Source organism: Winogradskyella helgolandensis (genome assembly GCF_013404085.1).
Taxonomy (GTDB): Bacteria; Bacteroidota; Bacteroidia; order Flavobacteriales; family Flavobacteriaceae; genus Winogradskyella; species Winogradskyella helgolandensis.
The window spans coordinates 3,184,895-3,209,377 of sequence record NZ_JABFHO010000001.1; the positions used below are offsets into that span (position 1 = coordinate 3,184,895).

15 protein-coding genes are annotated in these 24,483 nt (G+C 33.8%); 4 read left to right on the forward strand and 11 right to left on the reverse strand.

Annotation, left to right across the window (positions count from 1 at the left end):
* Position 1 precedes the first annotated feature (1 nt).
* The 3 genes from HM992_RS13400 (at position 2) to HM992_RS13410 (ending at position 3,044) form a co-directional block, all read left to right on the forward strand.
* On the forward strand, positions 2-1,177 hold the full coding sequence (locus tag HM992_RS13400; protein ID WP_179320031.1) for an SH3 domain-containing protein: 1,176 nt from the start codon (positions 2-4) through the stop codon (positions 1,175-1,177).
* A 240-nt stretch (positions 1,178-1,417) separates the two neighbouring features.
* Positions 1,418-2,236 carry a 3-methyl-2-oxobutanoate hydroxymethyltransferase gene (gene panB, locus HM992_RS13405; protein ID WP_179320032.1) on the forward strand — a complete coding sequence of 273 codons (819 nt, stop codon included), beginning with the start codon at positions 1,418-1,420 and terminating at the stop codon, positions 2,234-2,236.
* A 97-nt stretch (positions 2,237-2,333) separates the two neighbouring features.
* On the forward strand, positions 2,334-3,044 hold the full coding sequence (locus tag HM992_RS13410) for an RluA family pseudouridine synthase (RefSeq protein WP_179320033.1): 711 nt from the start codon (positions 2,334-2,336) through the stop codon (positions 3,042-3,044).
* Here HM992_RS13410 and HM992_RS13415 read toward each other — a convergent pair.
* The 9 genes from HM992_RS13415 to HM992_RS13455 all read right to left on the reverse strand — a co-directional run bounded on the left by HM992_RS13415 (position 3,041) and on the right by HM992_RS13455 (position 11,422).
* The gene (locus HM992_RS13415) at positions 3,041-3,907 is read right to left on the reverse strand and encodes a sensor histidine kinase (protein ID WP_229720496.1); all 867 of its coding nucleotides are present in this window, start codon (positions 3,905-3,907) and stop codon (positions 3,041-3,043) included. The two genes, HM992_RS13410 and HM992_RS13415, sit on opposite strands and share 4 nt — an antisense overlap.
* On the reverse strand, positions 3,823-4,524 hold the full coding sequence (locus tag HM992_RS13420; RefSeq protein WP_179320034.1) for a hypothetical protein: 702 nt from the start codon (positions 4,522-4,524) through the stop codon (positions 3,823-3,825). The genes HM992_RS13415 and HM992_RS13420 overlap by 85 nt, the downstream gene beginning before the upstream one ends.
* A gap of 8 nt (positions 4,525-4,532) precedes the next feature.
* Positions 4,533-5,045, reverse strand: a complete 513-nt coding sequence (locus HM992_RS13425) for a hypothetical protein (RefSeq protein ID WP_178985481.1) — start codon at positions 5,043-5,045, stop codon at positions 4,533-4,535.
* Positions 5,046-5,129: 84 nt separating this feature from the next.
* On the reverse strand, positions 5,130-5,981 hold the full coding sequence (locus tag HM992_RS13430; RefSeq protein ID WP_179320035.1) for a 5-oxoprolinase subunit C family protein: 852 nt from the start codon (positions 5,979-5,981) through the stop codon (positions 5,130-5,132).
* The gene (pxpB, locus tag HM992_RS13435) at positions 5,974-6,705 is read right to left on the reverse strand and encodes a 5-oxoprolinase subunit PxpB (RefSeq protein WP_179320036.1); all 732 of its coding nucleotides are present in this window, start codon (positions 6,703-6,705) and stop codon (positions 5,974-5,976) included. Before pxpB ends, HM992_RS13430 begins: the two co-directional genes overlap by 8 nt.
* 6 nt (positions 6,706-6,711) lie before the next feature.
* A complete protein-coding gene (pxpA, locus tag HM992_RS13440) occupies positions 6,712-7,467 on the reverse strand; it encodes a 5-oxoprolinase subunit PxpA (protein ID WP_229720497.1) in 756 nt (251 codons plus the stop codon).
* Positions 7,457-8,680 carry an Nramp family divalent metal transporter gene (locus HM992_RS13445; RefSeq protein ID WP_179320037.1) on the reverse strand — a complete coding sequence of 408 codons (1,224 nt, stop codon included), beginning with the start codon at positions 8,678-8,680 and terminating at the stop codon, positions 7,457-7,459. Before HM992_RS13445 ends, pxpA begins: the two co-directional genes overlap by 11 nt.
* On the reverse strand, positions 8,677-9,795 hold the full coding sequence (locus HM992_RS13450; RefSeq protein WP_179320038.1) for a DUF2891 domain-containing protein: 1,119 nt from the start codon (positions 9,793-9,795) through the stop codon (positions 8,677-8,679). The genes HM992_RS13445 and HM992_RS13450 overlap by 4 nt, the downstream gene beginning before the upstream one ends.
* An 88-nt stretch (positions 9,796-9,883) precedes the next feature.
* On the reverse strand, positions 9,884-11,422 hold the full coding sequence (locus HM992_RS13455) for a YifB family Mg chelatase-like AAA ATPase (RefSeq protein ID WP_179320039.1): 1,539 nt from the start codon (positions 11,420-11,422) through the stop codon (positions 9,884-9,886).
* Positions 11,423-11,809: 387 nt separating this feature from the next.
* On the opposite strand from HM992_RS13455, the gene HM992_RS13460 reads away from it, so the two are divergent.
* On the forward strand, positions 11,810-12,598 hold the full coding sequence (locus HM992_RS13460) for a hypothetical protein (protein WP_178985488.1): 789 nt from the start codon (positions 11,810-11,812) through the stop codon (positions 12,596-12,598).
* 231 nt (positions 12,599-12,829) lie between these two features.
* Here HM992_RS13460 and HM992_RS13465 read toward each other — a convergent pair whose 3' ends face one another.
* Both HM992_RS13465 and HM992_RS13470 read right to left on the reverse strand, forming a co-directional pair.
* Positions 12,830-20,668: a T9SS-dependent choice-of-anchor J family protein gene (locus HM992_RS13465; protein WP_179320040.1), complete on the reverse strand. Its 7,839-nt coding sequence runs from the start codon at positions 20,666-20,668 to the stop codon at positions 12,830-12,832.
* Between the two features lie 151 nt (positions 20,669-20,819).
* Positions 20,820-24,464 (reverse strand): T9SS type A sorting domain-containing protein, encoded by a 3,645-nt coding sequence (locus tag HM992_RS13470; protein WP_179320041.1) that lies wholly within the window; start codon positions 24,462-24,464, stop codon positions 20,820-20,822.
* Positions 24,465-24,483: the final 19 nt, after the last annotated feature.

Here is a 24,483-nt window from a genome sequence, read left to right on the forward strand (position 1 = left end):
AATGAATTTAAAAATACTTTATATATGTCTTTTTGTTTCAACCGTGATTCAAGCTCAAAATCACCACTATTTAAACGCTGATACACGCCTTTATAATGAAGCTAACGAAAGCGAAGGTTTCAAAGGATATTTTAAAGTCAATGCGCGTGTTGAAGTACTTTCTGCACAAACATCTGAATGGAGTTTTGTTAAAGCGGATAATGACACTAAAGGTTATGTGCAATCAAAATACCTTTCCGACAAGCCCATTTCAAGTCAAAATACAGTAGACGACAGTGATAATCCCATTTTAAATGGCGACACCTATTATGGTGGACATCATTTATTTGTGACTGTGGCCTCTCTAAGAGCAAGAGGAAAACCAAGTTTGTCTGGAGAAATTAGAGCCATCTTAACCATGGGTGAAGCTGTGCCAGTAAAATATATACCGATTGAAAAAGAGGCATGGGTAAATATATCTAACAACAGATACATTCAAAGAAAATATATTAATGAACGTCCAGATTATGATGCTTTAGCATTGACTTACGCTAATATAGAAAAAGATAATTTTGATGAACGCCTGAAAATTGCTGAACGTTTAGTAGAGTTAGCTTGGAATAGTGGCTATGCCTATCTAAAATCTGCTTATCTTGTTTTACTCGATGTCGCTAAGGAAACTAATAATACAGCATTGATTACATCTACACAAATGTATTTGACTTTAGCTGATGGTTTAGAACATCCATTACCACATGAATCTGTTACCGAATTTATAGAAAATGCGAGTTTTAAAATAGAGGGTGTAAAAACCAACAAACAAATGATAGACATAAATACTGTTATCGACACTTACGGGCAACCTTTAAAAATCGAAAGCATAAGTGATGAATGTGGAGTTTACTATAGTAGCACATTTTACTATTATAAAAACATGATCTTAGCTGTTAACATTGAAGAAAACTTAGGAGAAATTGTGGACGTTATTTTAGATGAAAATAGCATCTTTATTCTGAACGAAAACTCTATTTTAGATCATACTGTAACTGAAACTGAATTTTTAAAATTATACTCCAAGTACATAATAACTAGCATACAAAATCTTCATACATATACCATTTTAAATGCTTATGGAGGCTATAACATCAATTTTAAAAATGGTAAGATCTATAGCATTACGGTATTCAACCTTTGCTAATTAATACAGTCGTCGCATCGCCTCCGATCTTCCAAACAAATGATTTCTCATTGGTCTTCAACTTAACTGAAAAGGATTACACCACAATGACTCATTTTTCTATCCTGCCAAAACTCAAATAGCAACCAAGTGGTTACAATGTAATGTTCGTTAAAATTACGGTTTTGATAGTATTTGTGTCATAGAATAATCAAAAGCTTAACAATTCTCATTATTTTTACATCAACTAATAATAACACAATGTCAGTAGCAAAAAAAGACTATAAAAGAATAACTGTAAAAAGCCTTATAGACATGAAATCTAGAGGTGAAAAAATATCCATGCTAACAGCTTACGATTATACCATGGCTAAAATTGTGGATGGTGCTGGTATTGACGTCATTTTAGTGGGTGATTCTGCAAGTAATGTTATGGCAGGTCACGAAACCACGTTACCCATTACATTAGATCAGATGATTTATCATGCCTCTTCTGTCGTGAGAGCTATAGACCGTTCATTAGTGGTGGTTGATTTACCTTTTGGAAGTTACCAAAGCGATCCAAAAGAAGCCTTACGTTCTGCCATTAGAATCATGAAAGAATCTGGTGGACACGCAGTTAAAATGGAAGGCGGAAAAGAAGTCAAAGAATCTATAAAGCGAATTTTACATGCCGGAATTCCTGTTATGGGACATTTAGGATTAACACCTCAATCCATTTATAAATTCGGAACTTATACGGTTAGAGCCAAAGAAGAACAAGAAGCAGAACAATTAAAGCACGACGCTTTGATGCTTGAAAAAGCAGGCTGTTTTGGCATTGTTTTAGAAAAAATTCCTGCAGCATTAGCGAAAGAAGTTGCCGAAAGCGTTTCTATTCCTGTAATCGGTATTGGTGCAGGCGCAGATGTAGATGGACAAGTTTTAGTTCTACACGATATGCTTGGTATGACGCATGAGTTTAATCCACGTTTTTTACGTCGTTATATGAATCTTTATGAGGAAATGACAACTGCTATTGGTCAATATGTAGATGATGTTAAGTCTGAAGATTTTCCAAATGATGAGGAACAATATTAGTAAGCAGTAAGCAGTAAGCAGTAAGCAGTAAGCAGTAAGCAGTAAGCAGTAAGCAGTAAGCAGTAAGCAGTAAGCAAAATTAAATTTTCGTGTATACGTGAGTAATAATTCTAAGAAAATCCTTTCCAACAAAAATAACCTTCAAGTTATCCACGAAGACAATCACATCATCATTGTAAATAAAAGAGCTGGAGATATTGTACAAGGTGACAAAACAGGTGATAAACCGCTGAGTGAAGTGGTTAAGTCGTATCTAAAAGATAAATATAATAAGGATGGTAATGTATATCTTGGTGTTGTACATCGCTTAGACCGACCAACCACAGGGATTGTTATGTTTGCAAAGACTAGTAAATCATTACCTCGACTTAATAAATTATTTGCAGAAAAAACAGCGAAAAAAACGTATTGGGCTTTAGTTAAAGAACAACCGCCAAAAACTGAAGACACATTAATTCATTGGCTTAAAAAGAATCCGAAAAATAATAAATCTACAGCATACATAAAGGAAGTCGAAAGTGGCAAAAAAGCTATTCTACATTATAAAGTCATCCAAAAACTTGATAACTTTTATTTACTTGAAATTGATTTAGAAACCGGAAGGCATCACCAAATTCGGGTGCAATTAGCATCCATAGGCTGTCCGATAAAAGGTGATTTAAAATATGGATTTGACCGTAGTAATAAAGATGCCAGTATAAGTTTACATGCTAGAACCTTACGCTTTATCCATCCCGTTAAAAAAGAAGAGGTGTTTATTACAGCTCCATTACCTAATGACCCACTTTGGAATGCTTGCAATATTTAAATTGTTTTATACGGATATTCCAACGTAAGTGTCGTGCCTTTATGCTTTTGAGATTCTAGGTTATAATTAGCACTTAACAGTTCTGCTCTTTTTTTCATGTTAATTAATCCAGAGCTTTTTGCTACAGATTCAATGTCGTAGCCGATACCATCATCTTCAATTTTTATTATTAATAATTGTTCTTGGTAAGCTAAAGTAACGTTTAGATGCTCAGCTTCAGCATACTTCAAGGTATTTGAAAAAAATTCTTGAAGAATCCTAAATAAAATAATTTCATCTTTTCTATTCTCAAAATTTACCTTCTCACCTGTTATTGATAACGTAGAATCAATCAGTCCTGACTTATTTAAACGCGCCACTTCATTTTTTAAGGTCGCCTCAAAACCTAAATTAAAAATGACGTCGCTATTTAGAGATTTAGATAGCGCTCTCACTTCTTCTAAAGAATCCTTTAAAGCCTTAGCTGCATTCTCTACACCAGATTTAGCTTCGCCACTAATACTGCTTGCAACGGCACTCATTTGCATTGTTGCCAAAACTAACATCTGTCCAACATTATCATGCAATTCTCTACCGACATGTTTTAAAGTTTCTTCCTGAATTTCTTGTTGCGTCTTTAACAACTCTTCATCAAATTTTTGTTGTTGCTCAACATTTCTTAATAAAAGCTGATTTTTACGTTTTTGGTAAAAGACAAAAAAGAGAATAACCAACGAACATATAATGATTAGTACAATAATCATATATATTATTAAATTCCGTTCTGCCTGAGTACTAATTACTGGGCCTTCGGCTTGCAAAATAGTAACGCAGCTGATAACGTTATATAAAGAAATATATTTAATGATAAGAAAATTTTCCATTTTAAAAGTACAAAATCCCAATCGTCTTCTATATAGTATAATTCAAAAAACTCTAACGGGATAATTATTAGAATCCAAATAAAAAAAGTAGCATTAAAATAAAAATACATGGATTTATAGAACAAAACTATTTTCTCCGATGCTAAGGTCTCAAAAAAGTAAATGATTATGGATAAAATCACGATCCATAAGCTCGAAATGCTTATAAATTCATTGGAAATAAATAAATTTTCAAATTTAAATATGATATACAATACAACTTGTAACAGATAGATATAATATCCATATTTCAGAATTTGTTTTAACCGAACCGTTTTAACGATTTTATAATTAACAGAAAACATAAAACTAGATAAGCCAATCCACCAAAATAAAGTGTACCACCAATAATTACTTTCAATCAAAGTACCTTCAATGAGATGGAAATAACCTATATCCTTTAAGTAACTTGGATAACCGCCAATTAAATCTACAAAAAATGCATACACTAAAAAATAAATGATGTACTTAACTGGTGTGAATTTGTATGACTTATAAGTAATTACACCAACAATTGCGGCAAATAGCTCTACGAAAGAAGTAATTAAACTATAATTTTCTTTTAGAAAATCATCCATAAAAAATATTATTGAGGGTAATTGGCGCGTGGTGGCATGCCTTCATTGCCTGCATTTAAACCATCAGAATCCTCTAAGTCATTCCCACCACCTTGCATAGATATAAAACTTCCTTCAGAAGTGTTCTTGTAGCCTGTAGGCACAAAAAGCAGTGTTGTTAAACCTTCTTCTTCTTTCGTATCCGGATGCGCACCTAAATACAAACGTAATCCATCTAATGTATTTCCATTTTCTTTAGCTTGCTGCTTAGCGTAGGCTAAATAATTCTCTATGTCTTCTAATTTATACCAAGATGACCTGTTATCTCCTGTTTTAGAATCTTTAAATAACGAATCATTTATAATCTCATAACGCTCATTGTAAGCTTGGTCTAAAGTCTTAATTTCCTCGGGTGTAATTATACCTGATGGTGGCTTAATTGTCGGTGGTTCTGTTGTCATATCTTGGTTATTGTTAAAATAATAATACATAGCTAGTGCTCCTAATAAAATCCCTAGAATAAGTGATCCGAATTTTTTCATGATAATTAGTTGATTTTGTTAATAGTGGCTGTAAATTATTACTTTTATCTAACATAAAAAATTTATATCAAACGTTTTCACACTTTAGAAACCACTTCGTCTTAGTATTAGGTTATTACCAGTAGTTTTCTGACTAAGCGTATTGACCGATTTTTCAGTTAATTGCAACACTCTAGGATAACCTCCAGTGGTTTGACAATCTCGCATTAAAACGATAAGTTGTCCTGATGGAGTTAGCTGCACCGTTCCTGGCAATACAGGAGATGTCAATATAGATTCTAAATCATTATGAACCAAAGGCTCTAGCTGATATGCCATACGATTGTTATATTTTGAAACTTGAAACGTACTACTAAAAAGTATATTTTGCTGATATTTAGTGAGTTGATCAAACTCTGGACCTTTCATAACATCAAAAGTGTCCTCATCCAAATACAAGTTATCAAACTTTAGCTTTGCGTTTTTAGGAATTATAACATTTGAAGCATTACTGATTTCTAAATAGTCCCCTTTTTGAATTCGGAAGTTATCTGTTATCCCTTTTAGCATACTTCTACTACCTAGCGCCATTTCGGATAAAACACCGCCTTTTACAGCCAAATACGTTCTAAAACCATTAGTTAATTTTCCAAAAGTCAGCATATCATTCGAATTCACAATAATAGATTTAAACATTACGATGGGTTTACCATTCAATTTAGGACGCATATTAGCACCAGTAACAGCTATCGTTGTGGCTTCTAAAAATAGTAAATTAGCACCTGTCATTGTCATTTCCAAAACTGCAGCATCTCCATCATTTCCGAGAAGCGCATTTGCAAATTGACTAGAATAAGAATCCATAGCACCAGAACACGGAACACCATAATCCAAATATCCTAAACGACCTTGATCTTGAATCGTGGAATAGAACCCTGTTTTTAAAACCTTAATCATGTAATACTAACGTTTTGAAATCGAAATTTGAATTGTTGACTGCAGATTTAATGTTTTGAAATTCTGATTTTGAAACTGGATAAAATTTCACCTTATCTCCTGCATTGATAAAACATGGTGGATGTTGTTTAGGATTGAATAATTCGATAGGGGAATTTCCAATAATATGCCAACCACCTGGACTGTCTTGTGGATAGATTCCGGTTTGTTTTCCACCGATGCCTACAGACCCTTTTTTTACATTGAGATTTGGTGTTGTTTTTCGATCTAAATGTAAGTCTACATTAAGTCCTCCTAAATATAAAAACCCAGGTAAAAACCCTATGAAATACACTGTGTAAATCGTCTCGGAATGCAACCTCACAATAGCATCTTTTGAAAGGTTTTTTACTTTAGAAAAACCATCCAAATCCATTGCAAATTCTTCATCATAACAAACAGGTATTCTAAATGTTTTAGAATTTGTTTTTTTGACATCTCTTTGAATTGAATATAGTTTCTTTAAGTCCAAAATTCTATCATTGATATTGTCAATAGTTATTATGTAAGTAATTAATATTGAGCTATATGAAGAAATCAATTGAACTGATTGTTTAGGACTATTATTTTCAATCACTTCTTTAAAAACTAAGACATCTTGGAGTATATTTTCATCAATATCCGCTGGCCATTCTATTAAAATTGAACGTTCATTGTATTGTGAAAACCGAAGCTTATAGCTCATAATTTTTTATTGAATTTGAATATTGTTTTTCTTCAAATTACCAGATAAATACTTCAAAATTTCAAGTGCATTATCAGTGTCCCCATGCACACAAATTGTCGTTGCTTTTATCGGAACATCTACCCCACTTATTGACGTCACTTTTTGTTGTTTTACCATAGTCAAAACATGACTTAAAACAGCTTCTTTTTCATGCAAAATTGCGTCTTTATTTTTTCGAGAAACTAAAGATAAATCGTCATTATAATTTCGGTCTGCGAATGCTTCAAACACGACTTCAACAGCTTCTTGCTTCGCAATGTTGGCGACAACGGAATTAAAAGGTGCATATAATTTAATTGGAGATGAAAGGCTCTTTACTACTTCAATAACAACTCGTGCTGTCTTTTCATCTTTAGCAGCCAAATTATATAGTGCTCCATGAGGTTTTATATGATTCAAAAACACACTTTCATTGTGCAAAACCGATTGCAAGGTTCCTATTTGATGTTTTAAACTCGCGTATAAATCTACATCGGTGAGATTCATGATTTCTCTTCCAAAATTCAATTTATCAGGAAACGAAGGATGGGCACCGATTTTTACATTATTCTTCTTAGCAAGCCTAACTACTGTTTTCATGCTCACGAAATCACCAGCATGTCCACCACAAGCAATATTACAAGATGACAAAAAAGGCATGAGATCCAATTCATTACCGACCCCCTCACCAACATCAGCATTAATATCTACACAAACAACATCTTCCATTTTATATGACATTAAAAACGCTTAAAATCCCTTTCATCCCCAAAAAGATAGTGATTACTAAAATAATAAGACCTAAAACATTTTGAAGTTTCGAATTTACATACGTTCCTAAAACAGAATATTTATTCATTACCCACAATAAAAACCCAGCAATAACTGGTAATAGCAAGCCATTAGCTACTTGAGCAAATTTTATGATTTCAATAGATTTAAACCCAATACTTGAAAACACAACGCCCAATACCACGATGATCATCCAAACCGATTTAAACTTTTTAGATTTCAAATCCGATTCCCAACCTAAACACCCACTAGCTACAAATGCAGCAGCCAAAGGCGCCGTAATCGCACTCGTAATTCCCGCAGCAAACAAACCGATGGCTAAAAAGTATTTTGCAAAACTCCCAAATAAAGGCTCTAATCCTAAAGCCAAATCCGAAGTATTAGTAATAGGTTGTTTTTGAATCGCTGATGCCGCAATTATGATACACATAGACACTGTTCCTCCTAAAATCACAGCAACAAAGGTGTCTTTCTTAGCTATTGGTAGGTCATCCTTAGATTTCCATTTGGTCTTCGCTAAAGACGCATGCAAAAAGAGATTGTATGGCACAACGGTTGTACCAATCAACGCTATAATTGTTAAAATACTACCTTCAGGAGCTACAGGAGTCACTATTCCTTTTAGAATTTCCAAAAGATTAGGCTTTGTTAGAATCGCTGTCGTTATAAAAGCGAAACTCATAAGAATCACTAGAAACACAAAGGTTTTTTCTAAGACTTTATAATTTCCGATATAAAGCAAAACAAAAGCAATTGCTCCAATGATTAAACTCATTATATTGAGTTTTAGCTGACCGACTTCCCAAATCACATTTCCAACAATGGCTTCCATTCCTAAAGCACCGCCACTAATGTTTCCGGCTTCGTAAGCTGCATTTCCAATGACGATAGCACTGATAATTAGAAGTACAGCAATAGCTTTTACAATTGGGTGTTTTATTTCTTCTCTAATAATTTCAGACAAGCCTTTTTGCGATACGATTCCTAATCGCGCTGCCATTTCTTGCAATATAACGGTTGCAAAAATAGATAATGCCATGGCCCACAATAATGTGAATCCAAAATTGACTCCCGCTAAAGTGCAAACCGTCACTGTTCCAGGACCAATAAAAGCGGCTGCAACTAAAGGTCCCGGCCCAATATTCTTGAAGAATTTCTTCATTCGTTATCTATCGAATTCAACGCATAAATAGCGAAACTCCCTAACCAATGTCCACCTTCGTAGCTATCTCCAACAATACTTGGCAACGAATAATTGATATGCTTATTGGCTAAATTTTGAAGGTGTTTATATTCTGGCAAATCTTGAGCAATATAATTGAGACTCCATGCTCTAGAAAAGTTGACACCATCAAGATGCACCAGCTTTCCGTCAGTTCTATCAGACACCTCACCAACAGCGATATCAAAATCATCATTTATTAATTCTGGTATAAAATCATTTACCCATACTTTAAAGTCTTCAACAGACAGGACACGTTTCATTAAAGCCGCTTCCTCTAAGCATGGAGATAGAAAATCGAAACCGCTTGGCTCCCATTCTAATGGACAATCTTGATCGTTTTCGTAAAAATCCTTAGCCCTATTTTCAATTAAGGTCATTAATTCTGAATGCTCTACTGCAACCGCATAATCATAGGCAAAACTTAATCCGAAAGCCGTATTGGGATGTTCTCCTACTCTTATTGGATAATTTAACTTCGGCAAAAACTCTAAGTATTTTTCAATAATTAAATTGGTTAATGGGAGAAGATTAGCCTCTAGCCTTCTTGCAATATCATTATCCCAAGTATGTAATTCTTCCGCTAACTTTAACAACCAAGCCCAGCCATAAGTCCGCTCAAAAGACGTATTATACTCACCTTCAAAGTAAAGCAATTCTTGTTCTATGTTTTCTTTAGAAATATTCTGAAGTAGTTTTTGTCCGATTTCAGCTCTATTATCCAAATCAGGAAATTCTTTCAATAACGACACCAAACTCCAATGGCCATGAACGGCAGAATGCCAATCGAAACAACCATAAAATGCTGGATGTAACTCTTTTGGTGTTTTTAAATCAGAAGCACCACCTATGGTTTGATTTAGCTTATTTGGATACTCGGTAGTCATACAATGCAAAGGTAATTTTGCTAAACGATTAGCTTGCTCCAGATTTAGAATCGGAGGCTGAACAACCTCAACGGCTACAACATCACGCTTTATTTCAACTTGTTTTTCTTCGCTGTTTTTACAATTAAAAACCAATAAAAGCACTATTAAAAAGTATTGTTTTTTCATTTATATATCTAAACTATTATTTAAATTAAAATATTAACTAACAGCAATTAAATTACTGTATTTAAACCAGTAACAATTATTATAAAAATTACCCTAACCATCCTTCTCGATCCAAACTACGATACTGAATAGCCTCACTAATATGAGCACCTAAAACATTATCAGACCCCTCTAAATCAGCGATTGTTCTCCCAACTTTTAAAATTCTATCATAAGCTCTAGCTGATAAATTTAAACGTTCCATTGCAGATTTCAAAAGTAACATTGAAGGTTCATCTAATTTGCAATATTTTCGGATTTGCTTCGTATTCATTTGCGCATTGTAATGGATGTTTTCTAAATCCTTAAAACGCTCGGTTTGCCTTTCCCTGGCTTTAGTGACTCGTTTTCTAATCTCTACTGATGATTCACCATTCCGCTCATCTGCTAATTTTTCAAAAGGCACAGGCGTCACTTCAATATGAATATCTATACGATCTAAAAGTGGTCCGGAAATCTTTCCCATATAACGTTGCATTTCTGCAGGCGATGATGTTATTGGAGCATCCGGATCGTTAAAATAACCGCTAGGACTTGGATTCATACTTGCCACTAGCATAAAAGACGAAGGATACGTTACTGTAAATTTTGCTCTAGAAATCGTCACTTCTCTATCCTCCAAAGGCTGACGCATCACCTCTAAAACTTCGCGTTTAAATTCTGGTAATTCATCTAAAAACAACACTCCATTATGCGATAGAGAAATTTCGCCTGGTTGCGGGTAACTTCCACCGCCTACAAGGGCTACATTTGAAATTGTGTGATGGGGACTTCTAAAAGGCCGTTGCGCCATTAAACCCGTATGTTCTTTTACGCGACCAACTACGGAATGTATTTTGGTCGTCTCCAAAGCTTCATGCAATGTCATGGGTGGCAAAATACTCGGCAAACGCTTTGCTAACATGGTTTTCCCGGATCCCGGAGGACCAATGAGAATAATATTATGACCACCTGCAGCAGCGATTTCCATACAGCGCTTAATGGATTCCTGCCCTTTGACATCGGCGAAATCAAATTCCGGGAAATCTAAACTTTTATAAAATTCTTCTCTTGTATTGATGATGGTTTGCTCAAGCGGTTCATCCTTATCAAAATGATTAATGACTTGCATTATGTTTTCGACTCCAAAAACTTTGATATTATCAACAATAGCCGCTTCTTTACTATTTTGAATGGGTAGAATGATATTTTTAAAACCTTCCTCTCGTGCTTTAACAGCAATTGGCAAGGCTCCTTTAAAAGGCTGTAAGCTGCCGTCTAAAGACAATTCTCCCATAATGAGGTAATCCTCTAGGTTTTCTGCTTTAATTTGATTGGATGCCGCTAAAATACCAACAGCCAAAGTTAAATCGTAAGCCGAACCTTCTTTACGCAAATCAGCAGGTGCCATATTAATGGTGATCTTTTTACCCGGAATTCGGTAACCATTGTTTTGAAGTGCTGCCGCAATACGGTAGTTACTTTCCTTAATGGCATTGTCTGGCAATCCTACTAAATGATAACCGACACCTTTGTCAATATTAACCTCAACGGTAATTGTTGACGCTTCCACTCCGAAAACAGCACTTGCGAATACTTTTTTAAGCATGAATGATTAGTTTTTCTAAATGTAAGAAAACCAAGGCAATAAAAAAACCTTTCAAATTTAATATTGAAAGGCTTTCATATTATATGTAGTGTAATTTAGTCTTTTAAGACCTTTATAATTTTAATTTTATTAAGCCTTAAAAATTTGTATTTATATTGAATACTAAAATGACAAAACCAATTTATATGTAGCTGTTCATTTCCAAAATATATTGTAATTAATAAAACTACATAGATTATAATATCTAAATTTTATTGAGATTTTAGTATTTCACTTGAAATAATGGACAATATTTTTTAGAACCTTATTCATATTTATAAATTAAGGATTACCGTAATCAACTTATTTTCTTTTTAGTTACTTTCGAGCTGATTAAATATTTAAAATATGGTAGAAGATTTAACAAAAGCATTTGTCAGAGAAATAGGCCGGAATTATGGTAAGGCTGTAAGTAATCACTTGTTAGGAGATGCGCATTCTACACCATATAGGCGAGTCGGTTCTAATCGTGCTACAAATACACATCTTGGTGCTGGTTCTGGTGGTCGTAATTATGATAACCTTTTAGATAAACTTATTACAACATTTGTCATTAAGGGAAAATTAGCGACTTTTAATTCTGCTCAAAATATTTATATGGCTTATTTTCAATTAGTCAAGGAAGCAAAAACTGATGGTCTTATTGATGCACAAGAAACAATTTACTTAATTCAACAATATTATCGAGCAATTTCAAAATTAGACGAAATATCTAAAGCCTTGATAGAATTAGATGCAAATGATAAATCTCAATTAGTTATTGAGAAAATAATTTCAATGAATGAATTTATTAAATCATTAGATGAAAATTTAAAGTATGCTAAAATCGAAGAAAATAAAATTGATTCCTTCTCAAAAGTTTTCGGTTGGTCATCAATAATTTTTTCAATAATTATATCACTGATTATTGTCTTGAATTTTAAATATAACTATTACAACATTTTTGAAAAAAGCGGATTATTAATAGCATTTTTAATTAGTGTTATTGGCGTAACTCTAGGATGGATTTTAATTAGTTCTTATAATAAAAAACAAACAAAAGAGCAGAATAGGCTAAAAAAGCTAAGGTTATTTAATGAATTAAAGGATGCAACCTCTAAGGCTGCTAATTCTATAAATATATCAGTAAAACATTAATTTAAACTCTAAAACCCGACAAAAGGTATTTGGATTACAAAGGTTTGAACACAGGTTAATGAATACTTTAATACTTCAACACTTCATTAACGGTTTACTAAAAACAAAATACTACCCAAGCAATTATTTCTAAATCATTCGACATCGTGTAGACCGAATTCCCAACAAGGTAATAAAAAAAGCCTTTCAAAATATAATCTTGAAAGGCTTTCATACTTTAAATAATAAAATCTAGTCCTTTAAAACTTTAATAGTTTTAGTAGCTTCACCTATTTCAACCTCAACAAAATACATGGCTGATGGCAAATAAGCCATATCTATGGTCGCACTTTCATTATTAATATTTATGGTTTTTAATAATCTACCCGTGACATCCATAATTGAAACACGATCTATAGCTGTAGAATTATTCAAAAACAATTGATTATTCACTGGATTTGGACGGAATGAAAATTGAGAAAATAAATGCTCATCTACACCCAATGACGTCTCTTCTCCAAACGAAAGATTATCTAAATAGGCACTATCATTCCTGTTTTTACCGAGTTGCTGCAACGATACTCTTAATGTATTTCCCGCATAAGCGGACAGATTAACTTCTACATTCTGATAATCATCAGCATTATCTGCATTAATACTCACCAATGCATCTCCATTAACGACAACTCTAAATACAGACTCTGTACTAGAATCTACAAACGTTTGTCTTAAATCGAAGTTCATGAACAATTCTGAAATACTAGTAGCATCAACTTCAAAATTCACCTTAGATATGAAGTTTTGATTTTCTATCCAGTTTAAATCTGAGTTTCCGGTGTTAGACCAAGCTGCAACATCTAAACCACCTGTCATCATAACGACATTGTCTCCATTGTCATCTACAATTCTACATTGTGTGTTTTCTGTTTCCTCTAAAATTAATCCTTCATTATCATCATTACTAAAATCATAACTTACTGTAGAACCATTAGGCACCTCAACGCGTTCTTCATATTCTCCTTCTAGACTAAAAGAATCAACCGAAATCGTACTAATGATAGACGAATAGCCAAAATCTAATAAAAACGAATAATCTCCATTTACAACAGGCGTAAAGGTGGTTTCAATGGTGAAATAACTATAAAAACCATAACTAAATTCTGAAAAATAATTAATGTAATTATCTAAGGCTTCTGTTGAATTTCCTTGACCAGTCCATACCTTAACACTTTGAGAACTGTAGTCGCCTTGTTCTTTTCTTATTTTAAAAGCAAGGGTATACGTTGTACCAGCTTCCATACTAAACATTGGAGTTATCATATACGCCTCAATACCATATTCGTCAAAAATAGCATATAGATAATCGGTATCTCCATCACCAACTTGATAAGCGCTTAAATTAGAATTACTAGAAACCCAAACATCATCACCTTGAAAACACTCTGGCAAGATTCCTTGTCCATACGCATCCATAGTATCAAAGTTTTCGATCCATGGCACACTTTGTACATTACAAGCCGTAGTAGTGTTAATTGGACCTACCCATTCACTTGTACCTGACGTATTACAATTTGTTCTCACATAAAACTCATAAGTAGTTTCGGTATTTAAGCCACTAATTGTTATCTGATTGGTAGCAGAACTTGCTGCCTCTCCTGTTCCTAAAGTAAACCCTACTGTACCATATTCCACATCAAAGGTGGCATCTACATCTGAATTCTCCCAAGAAAGCACAACACTTGTATCTGAAACGGATAAGAAATCGACACTTATAGGTTCTAAGCAATTAGGTCGTTCTTTATACTCTATATCATCAAACATCACAAAAGAATAATCATTTTCTTCATTATGCTTTATGGCAATATGGTGTGCATCTCCTGTATAAGTTGCAAAATCGATTAGAAATTCCTTTCCAAATAATGGAATCTCATCGGCCCAAATGGTTGTAAACGGCACAAACGTTTCATTATCCAATGGATTTGTCATGGTTCCGATAATAATTCCTGATTGATTATAAACAGATCCCGTAGTTTCATTTCTAACCCAAATTTTCAGAATTTTATTCGCATCAAAATCCGATAAATAAGGAGACACCATAACACCAGGTAACGGTGAGGTTTCTGAGCCGTAATAGTTTATAAAACCAACATTGGGTGATGAGCTAGGACTAACGACAAGGCCTTCGGAATCAAAAATCCCTGCAACTTGCTTATCGTTTCTTGTCCAACAAAAGTTAGGAATATTTTGATAATACGAGTATTGGTACTCCGCATCATATTGATCAAAATTCTCATAAAAAGGAGCTTGAACTGCACAAGTCATCGTAAATGCATAAGGCACACTCCAGTCACTATACCCAAAGGCTTCACTACAGTAAGCCCTAACTCGATATTCGTAATCTGAAAACGATGGTAAATTACTAATAATAAACGGGTTTGAATCTGCTTCCACAAGCGTTCCACTTCCGGTTTCAAAACCTATAGAACCATATTCAATTTCCCAATGTTGAGGTGCTTGCTGTGTATTATTATCTTGCCATACTAACGTGATGTCTCCATCCCCTGTTTGCGTAGCCTCAAGATTGGTTGGCGTTAAACAATCAGCTTCCTTATATTCAAAATCATCAAAAAGTATGACTTGACGCTCATTAATAGCGGCTTGCCTTATTCCTATATATTCATCCTCTAAATAGAAGTTTGACAAATCGATTTCATATTGTGTCCAAGTATCTTCATTCTCAGCAGCATTTGTAATGGTATAATACGGTGTAAATGTTGTATAATCATCTGGATCTGTCATGGTACCAATAACAATCTCGGTTGGTGAGGCATACACGCTAGAAATTGGATACATCCAAAAGGATACTCTTTTATAGTTATCTAAATCTATGAGCCTTGGTGATACCAAAATGCTTTGTTCTGAAAACTCATCGTGCAATGGATGGTTTGTTTCATTTAAGAACCAAACTGCTTGCTCACCGGTATGGGCATCTGGCGTACTATAAGCACCATTATTATACACTCTAATTAGCCCTATTTCATCCCAATAAGACGATCCTACTTGTGGCAATAATCCTGTCCAACAATGCTCTAAAAAGCCAGTTGGATGATTTTCGAAACCTTCTTGATAGCCGACCTCGAATCCCGCACATTTTGTTGTAAACACTTGCTTAACTGACCAGTCACTATAACCTGATCCACAATTTGCTCGTACATAATAGTCATAGTCTGTATCTTCCACTAGATTAGAAATCGTAGTAAAAGAACTATCATTTGCCGTTATAACGGTTCCGGTTCCAATTTCAAAACCAGAAAACCCATATTCAATCTCCCATGATGTAGGGTTTGAATTTTCATAAGACTCCCAACTTACGTCTACAGCATCATAACGCTCATCTAACACTATTGGATAAAGTGGCTCTGTACAATCTGGAATACTTTCATAGGTAAAATCATCTACGAAAAATTCACCTCCAACAAATTCGTCGCCATGCTTAATGGCAATATAATGATCAGTACCCGTATAATTATTGAAATAAATAGTATGCTCTTTCCATGCTACCACATCTTCTTCATAGCTTTTGTATTCATTCATTTCTTCTGATGTAATGGTTTGCACCAAACTAAAGGTGCTACTATCATTGGGATCGGACATTGTACCGATATGTAAGCTAGACCTATTGTAATCTGAACCTGAAGACCCTTGACGAGAAATTAACTGAAGTCGGATTCTTTTTTCATTATCAATATCTAAAATTTCTCTCGAAACCAACATTAGATTATCGGCTCCGCCTCCTGCATTATCAAAACTATTAGAAAATCGAATAAACTGATTTCCTGTAAATGGATATACTGTTCTGTTTACACCATTATAATTAACATTAAAATCTTCTACTGCATAAATATTAATAATGGTATTATCCGTCTCTACGATTTTTGTCCAACATGGACTAATTGCATTTTCAAATTCAAAAGATTCAAAGTAATAAGCCTCAACTGGCATACACGTCGTAAAAAACGTAATGGCTTCTGACCAATCTGAATACAATCCGCCTTCATCACATTTAGCCCTAACTCTTATGCCGTATTCGGTACCTTCAAGTAAATTCTCGAGGGTGAAATTATTTGAGGTAACTATAACCGTTTCTTCAGAATTATAGGTATTAAGCTTCTCAAACTCGAGCTCCCATTCTATATTAGACTCGCCAACACCCCAACTTAAGTCTACACTATTATCATATACTTGCTCTAAAGTTAAATCCGAAGGCACTTCACACAACACTGATTGTAGATAGGAAAAATCATCAATAACCACTTGGCTGCCGTTATTAGAGCTCGCTCTTTGATATTTAAAGGCTATATATTTATCCGTTCCATTATAATTATTTAAGAATACGGTGTACTTTTCCCAAGCATTGCCTTCTACACTTCCATCAATAGTTTCTAAAGTTTCAAAGGTTGAATAATCTTCTGGATCCGTGATTGTTCCTACTTTTAATCCTCCATCATAATTACTGATGTAAAATTCAATTTTTTTATCGTTAGACAAATCGGTAAGTAATGGTGAAACCATCATAACACCATAACTAGAATACGAACTTGTATCTTCCATATATGCCGAATAACCATCGTCACCAAAATTATTATCGATAACCATTTCAAAACTGGTCGTATAACTATTAGACGAATATTCATAAGCCATCCAACAGGCATCTAATGTAGAGCTATTAAAATCATACGTGTAACCTGCTGCATACGATTGTCCACACCCAATATCTACCGTAATTTTTTCTGACCAGTCGCTACTATTGTTAGCATCACAAACAGCTCTGACGTAAAAATCGTATACGATTTCCGTTGGTAAATCTGAAACACTAAAAGGATTAGAATTTACCTGAATAACCGTACCATCATCAAACCAAAAGCCTTCTTCACCATATAGAATTTCCCATTGTGAGGCATTATTCTCATCGTTCCAAGACAATTCAATTTCACCATTTGAAATTGAGGTATTTGAAAAATCGGTTGGTGTTTGACAGGTTGGAATATCTGAATACTCAAAACGATCTAAATAAATGATTGACGACCCTCCTATTGGATTTTCTTCAATTTGCATATTGAATGCGATATAGGTATCCGACCCTGAATAATCATCGAAGTTCATTGTAAACTGTTTCCAGTCCCTATAAATCATATCCTCATAGGCTATTGTTTCTTTAACTGTGAACGTATTTGCATCAGTGGGGTCGGTCATTGTACCAACCACCATGTTTGCATTATTATACCTAGGATGTAGCCAAAACTTTATACGCTTACTGCCATTACTTAAATCACTAAACTCTGGTGACACTAAAAAGAGCTCACCATTTTGCTGGTAATCATTGAATTTAATGGTATTTCCACTACCTCCAAGTGGATATGAATAAGACACATCTACAATATTTGTATTATACACCTCTGGATCTACACTAGGTAATCTCGACCAACAATTAGCAAATTCACTATCGTCAAAATTCTGAGTATATGAATCATAAAATGGCCCACAATCTGTGTGAATATTCTGAAGCTTAAACCAATCGCTGTAACTACCTCCGCCACAATTTGATCGGATATAAATATCGTAAGTTGAATCTGGGTAAAGGTTATTTATCGTAGTACTATCTCCTGTTCCACTGATTATAGTACCAGAACCCAATTCAAAATTAAGTGCACCGTATTGTATTTCCCAATCGGTTACGCCATTTGTGTTTGTCCAAAGTAAATCTGTTGAAGTATCTGATAGTGCTGTGACATGGAAGTTCTGGGGTTCTAAACAATCTGGCGTGTTTTGGTATACAAATTCATCGATAAAGAAATCTGCATAATTATCTATTTGTACTTGATTAAATGCCACAAAACGATCATTACCAGTGTAATTTTCAAAATTTATAATGATTTGTTCCCATATTCCTTCTTCCATATTTGCAGAAGAAATCGTTTGATATGGTGTAAACGTTGACATATCATTTTGAACCGCAAGTGTTCCAACGATAAGGTCAGAATCACCTTCTTCATTTTTTAACCAAAATTTTATACGCTTAGAACTATTTAGCTCAAATAATTCAGGGGTAACAACAGCTCCTTCATTGTAATTTGAAATTTTAATAGCACCTGTTGATGCCGTCGTATTACCATCTTGTGTAATAAAACCACTACCTAAAGCTTCCCAACAACTATAAAATTCTCCACCGTATCCATCTTCAAAATCATAAGAATAATCTGCAACAATTGCAGGACATGCGGTTGTAAATTCATTTGAATGAGACCAATCACTAGTTTCACTTCCACCACAATTAGATCGTATGTAGAAATCATATTCAGTATCACTCTCTAAGCCCTCTAGTATAAATGGTTTTGAAGTTGCATTCACTAATACACCTGTACCAAGCGTAAAGTCTTCTAGACCATATTCAATATCCCAACTTGTAGCATTACCTAAACTTGTCCAATCTATTGACGCTTCTGTAGCATACGTTATAGTTTCAACATCTATAGGAGTTATACAATTTGGTGAATCTTCATAAATAAAATCATCAATATAAGATATTGCATACCCTCCACTTACTCTAAAAGCCACATGACTTGCTGAACCTGTGTAATTTTCAAAATCGACATGAACTTCTCTCCATTGATAACCCTCTCCATCATTTATAATTATATCTCGGTAAGGTTCAAATGTTGTAATATCATCGGGATCTAAAATCGTCCCTACGTTTAAACCACTCGCAATTGGCGAATACAACCAAAACGACACGCGTTTAGAGCTATCAAAACCTGATAATTCTGGTGTAATTAAAAACGCTTCATTGTTAGACGACACACGCATTCCAACGGCATTATTACCCGTATGTGCAGAACCAATTGTTTTTACATAGTAATACGTTGATGAGCTAAGCGGTGATTTTCTCCAACAACCATCTATATGTGGCTGTACAGTGGTTTCAAAACCTTGTGTATCATTTACTACTAAAGCATCACAATCATTTGGGTTACAAATTTCGGTAAAATAACTCGTAGAGGGTATTGTAAAATTAGCATCGGCATAAGTCACATCATCCACACAAATACTACTTAAAGACGAGGCATTATCTATATTGAAATAGGTGAAAATTGTATTATTACCATTTTTAGCATTTACAGTTTCTAACAAAAACCCACTAAGATCTAACCATTCTAGATTAGGATTGTTGGAAACATCTATAGTAGACACATACAAAGCGTCAACTGATAAATACGCTAAATCACTGTTAGAACTAACATCTAACTCTGAAATATTATTATCCGTGACATATAAATTATATAAGTTAGGGTTGTTTGAAACATCTAAACTCGTTAAATTTAAATTACGCAGATATAAACTACTCAAATTAGGCATATTAGACACATTAATCTCCTCCTGATTAGTATACCATAATAAAATATTTTCGAGTGTGTTATTATTTGAAAAATCAACGGTATTTAAATTATAACAATAGGTGGCACTAAATAACTCGAGGTTGACATTATTCGAAATGTCTATATTTTCAATAGGATTTAAATTTATTTCAATTGATTTTAGCGCTGTATTAGAAGCGATATCTAAATCACTAATGGAATTTGCAGAAACATTTAAAATCTCTAAATTTAAATTTGATGCGGTATAAAGTTCAACAAGATCATTACCATTACAAGCCAATTCCTTTAAATTACTATTCTGAGAAATATCTAAAACACTCAACTCATTGGCTGCAATTTCTATTTTTTCTAAAGCAATATTTTGAGTTAAATCAACTGCTGTAATTTCATTATTACTGCAATTTAACGCTGTAATATATAGAAAACTCTCAATACCTGTAAGTTCTGCGATATCAGATGATGCCAGATTTAAACTTCCTGCATAAGCCTCAGCCTCGGAAACTTGAATTTCACCATCGCTATTAGTATCAATAATAGGATCATGATTTAAAAGTGCGGTTTTAAAATTTGCATCAGGAATGGTTACATTTTGAGAAAATGACAATGATGTTACTGCAATACATAAAAGTATTGTAAAAAGGGATGGGTAAAACTTCATTTGATTGGTTTAATAGGTCAATTAGAGCTCACATTCATACGACAGCACTACTGCCAAAGTCGTAAAACTGTTAAATAAATGCTAAAATATATAACAAAAAAACCTTTCAATACTAAAATTGAAAGGTTTTAATTATGACTACACCTGCTAATCAACTCTTAATAAACCGTTTAACAGTTTTAGTGATACCAGATTGAATTTCCAAAAAGTAAACTCCCTTAGTTAAACTTGAAACATCTAAATCATAGTCTAAACTTGAAACAATTATTTCATTCAATAACCTCCCATTAAGGTCTATAACTGATAATCTATCAATTATGTGATTCGATGTGATTTTTAGTTTATAATTTGTAGGATTTGGATATAGCTTAATTGATTGCTTATCAAATTCAGCTACACCTAATGGCTCAACAATTTCTGTAGTTGCCGTATTCGTTATTATTGGAGGATTAAAATCAAAATAAATATCGGCTACTGCACTAAACACATCTCCTACTTCAACATCTGATTTTGGTTTTATTTTATATGCAATATGTCCATGAGACCCTGGCTCGTTTGAGTTACTATCTGGTAAATGAATATCATCGAAAATAAAATTAACCATTGAACCATCAATGATTTCAACTCTACCAGGATGGCTTAAATCCTCTAGCCTCATGGTTTCCCAATCTAGTTTTTCATCTAGCTCATGCTCTATGTTAATATTTATAGCACTTGCAGATCCTGTATTTTGAAAACGAATTAAATAATGTAAATATTTATCTGCATCTTCAATTGTAATTTCATCTCCTTCCATCACCCTTATATCATTAGGGTCATAAGAATTAACCACGATTTGTTTTATACCATGGGAATTATTAAAAGGAGTCAGGTCTTCATTTCCACCATCAACGGTTGCAAAGAAGTCTAAAAGGTCACCTCCATTTACTGTTGGTGGAGGTAAAATTGTGAAGGTGATGTCAATAAATTGAGATTGTAAAGGTGCTAAATCCTGAAAATTAAAAACAACTTCTTGTGACGTTACACTTTGGATATCTTCTGAAGCCGAAAGATATGACATCATTGTCCCATCATATTCAAATGTTATAGTTCCATTCTCTATTTGCGGTCCAACATTTGTAAATACAACTCTATAAAGCGCATCAAAACCGGGTCTTGGATCTTCAGTGATTGGGAAAATAGAAAGCTCTAAGTCATTATATGCTCCATTGGGCACGACACAAAAACTTTGGTTTTCAGTAATGCCTAAGTCTTCAAAATCCGAGACATACATTTCTGGTGAAACCGTAAAAGATCCGGAAAAAGGAATTATTGGTGTGGTTGAATATATTCCTGGTTCTTCAATGAGTAATTGATACGCTCCATCAATCTGTGAGAAGGTAGCGTATTCATTTTCACCACTATCCGCAACGACCATAATATTTTGAAAAGGTGGATTATCTTCATCACACGGTACATCATCTGCAAATGTTATGGATCCGACCATTTCATTCCATTCGAGTGAGGAATTTTCAAACCACATCACACTATTATCCGTAAAAGCTCCAACGATATCAATAGTCTCATTATCATCAATATCAAAGAGATTTAATTGGTTTGGCCTTCTGTTTTGTAAAATTGTAATGTAAGGATTATAGATAAACACATTGCTTGTGATTACACCTATATTTTCATACCATACTAAATCATTTACACCAAAATTATTAGATCTTCCAGCTAAAATATCCTTGTCTCTATCATTATCATAATCCATAAATGTTACATTATCAATATAATCATCAGTAGACAATAGAATTTCTTTAGTATTAAAAGCTCCTAATCCATCATTGTTTTTTAGCAAACCTACTTCTCTTAAAGTGTTACTATTATTATTAGCAACAAAAGTAATATCTCTATTTTTATCATTTGTTATATTCTCTATTGTAACTTCAGTTATATAATGACCATTGTCTGTTATGGTTTGAGAAAGCACAAAATTCCCTAAACCATCGTTGTAAAACCAAGATATATCACCACCTGTTTCTGCAATGACAAGATCTAAATCTCCATCATTATCAATATCACCTAAATCTAATGCTCTAACAAAATTAAAGCCATCACCTAGTGACTGTGCAGCCTCAAAAGTACCATCGCCATTGTTTTTATGATAAAAAATAGTAGAGTAAAAATCACCCATAACACCTATAATGTCTAAATCGTAATCACCATCAATATCTTCATATGCTATGTAGTTTCTAAAACCTTCATATTCTATTGGAAGACTTTCAGTAAAATTCAAATTTCCGTCATTCGTAAATAAATGTAACCTGCCTTCTACGAAATCTAATTCTTCAAACACCCAAACGACAATATCTAAATCCTCATCTCCATCGACATCACTTATTGAAACATTAAGGTCATTTATAGCATCAATACCCTGAGTTTGTAATACACTCTTAACAATGACTTGGCCTTCCTCAAAATTACCTTGACCATACGTGTTTTCAAAAAGAGATAATTTTCCATCTACCGAAACAGTGACAACATCTAGGTCACCATCTCTATCTAAATCTCCTTTATCTAAACCGCGAATTCCAAATAAAGCATTCGATATTAACTCTTGCTCACCAAATGTGCCTTGACCATCTACATTTTTAAACCAAGCAACTTGCTGATCGTAAACTGAAGATGTGATCACATCAATATTAGCATCATTATTAATATCCGTTGCGAAAAATGATTTTATGCCCAATAATGAAGACGATATTATTTGTTCAGCACCAAAATTTCCTGAACCTAAATTTTTATACCAAGTCATTTTATTCGTTGGATTAGAACTCCAAATAAGACCTATCATATCTGTAGGTTGATAGCAAAAGAGTAAATCTAAATTACTATCACCATCCAAATCTTCAAATGCTATATCATTTAGACTATCAATATCTGCACCTACCATATCAGGAAGACTAGTAATTGTAACTCTAGATGAAAACACCCCTAATCCATTTGTGTTCTCGTACCATAAAACCTGACTGTTAGCTCCATCCAATAAGATTGTAGCAACATCTTTATCATTATCACCATCAATATCTGCTGTTACCACATATTTACCAGTAGAAGAAGTATCTAAATTCTGTGTAAGTGTAACCGTATTATTAGTATTGTGCACATAAAAATCGAGAGTATTCTGGTAATCTACCACGATATCCATTAGATTGTCTCCATTAAGATTCGAAAAACTATACCCATCATAATTGATAGAAGATGTCAACAAAACGTGATCTGTAAAATTAGCATGTCCGTCTGTGTTCTCTAGCCATCCTATTTCGGTATAATCTGAATACGTGACATCGATATCTCCATCGTTATCTACGTCTAGAAGGTCAACTTTTAATCGCGATACATTATCTAAAACTCTTAAAGTTTGACTCGCCGCAAAATTACCTTGGCCATCTATGTTTTCTGACCAAACCAAAATTGGCTCATTGAGATCTGCTGGATTTTTAATAAAATAAACTAAATCAATATCATTATCACCATCGATATCTGCAGCATCTATATCGAATTCTAAATCAGAAATATCAACGTATTCAATTAATAGAGGCTTATCAAATTTCCCTTGACCATCAATATTCTTATACCAATGCACACCATCTGCTAAAGAAATAACATCTTTAAATCCATCACCATCCAAATCAGCCGCAAGCACTTTTGATGGATTTTCAGCCCCGAATGTGTCATCAATAATAATGTTTAACTGTGCATAACTATATGTACTAAATAATATTAGCACAGTAAAAAGTAATTTTGATTTCATAACGGATTTTTAAGAATCT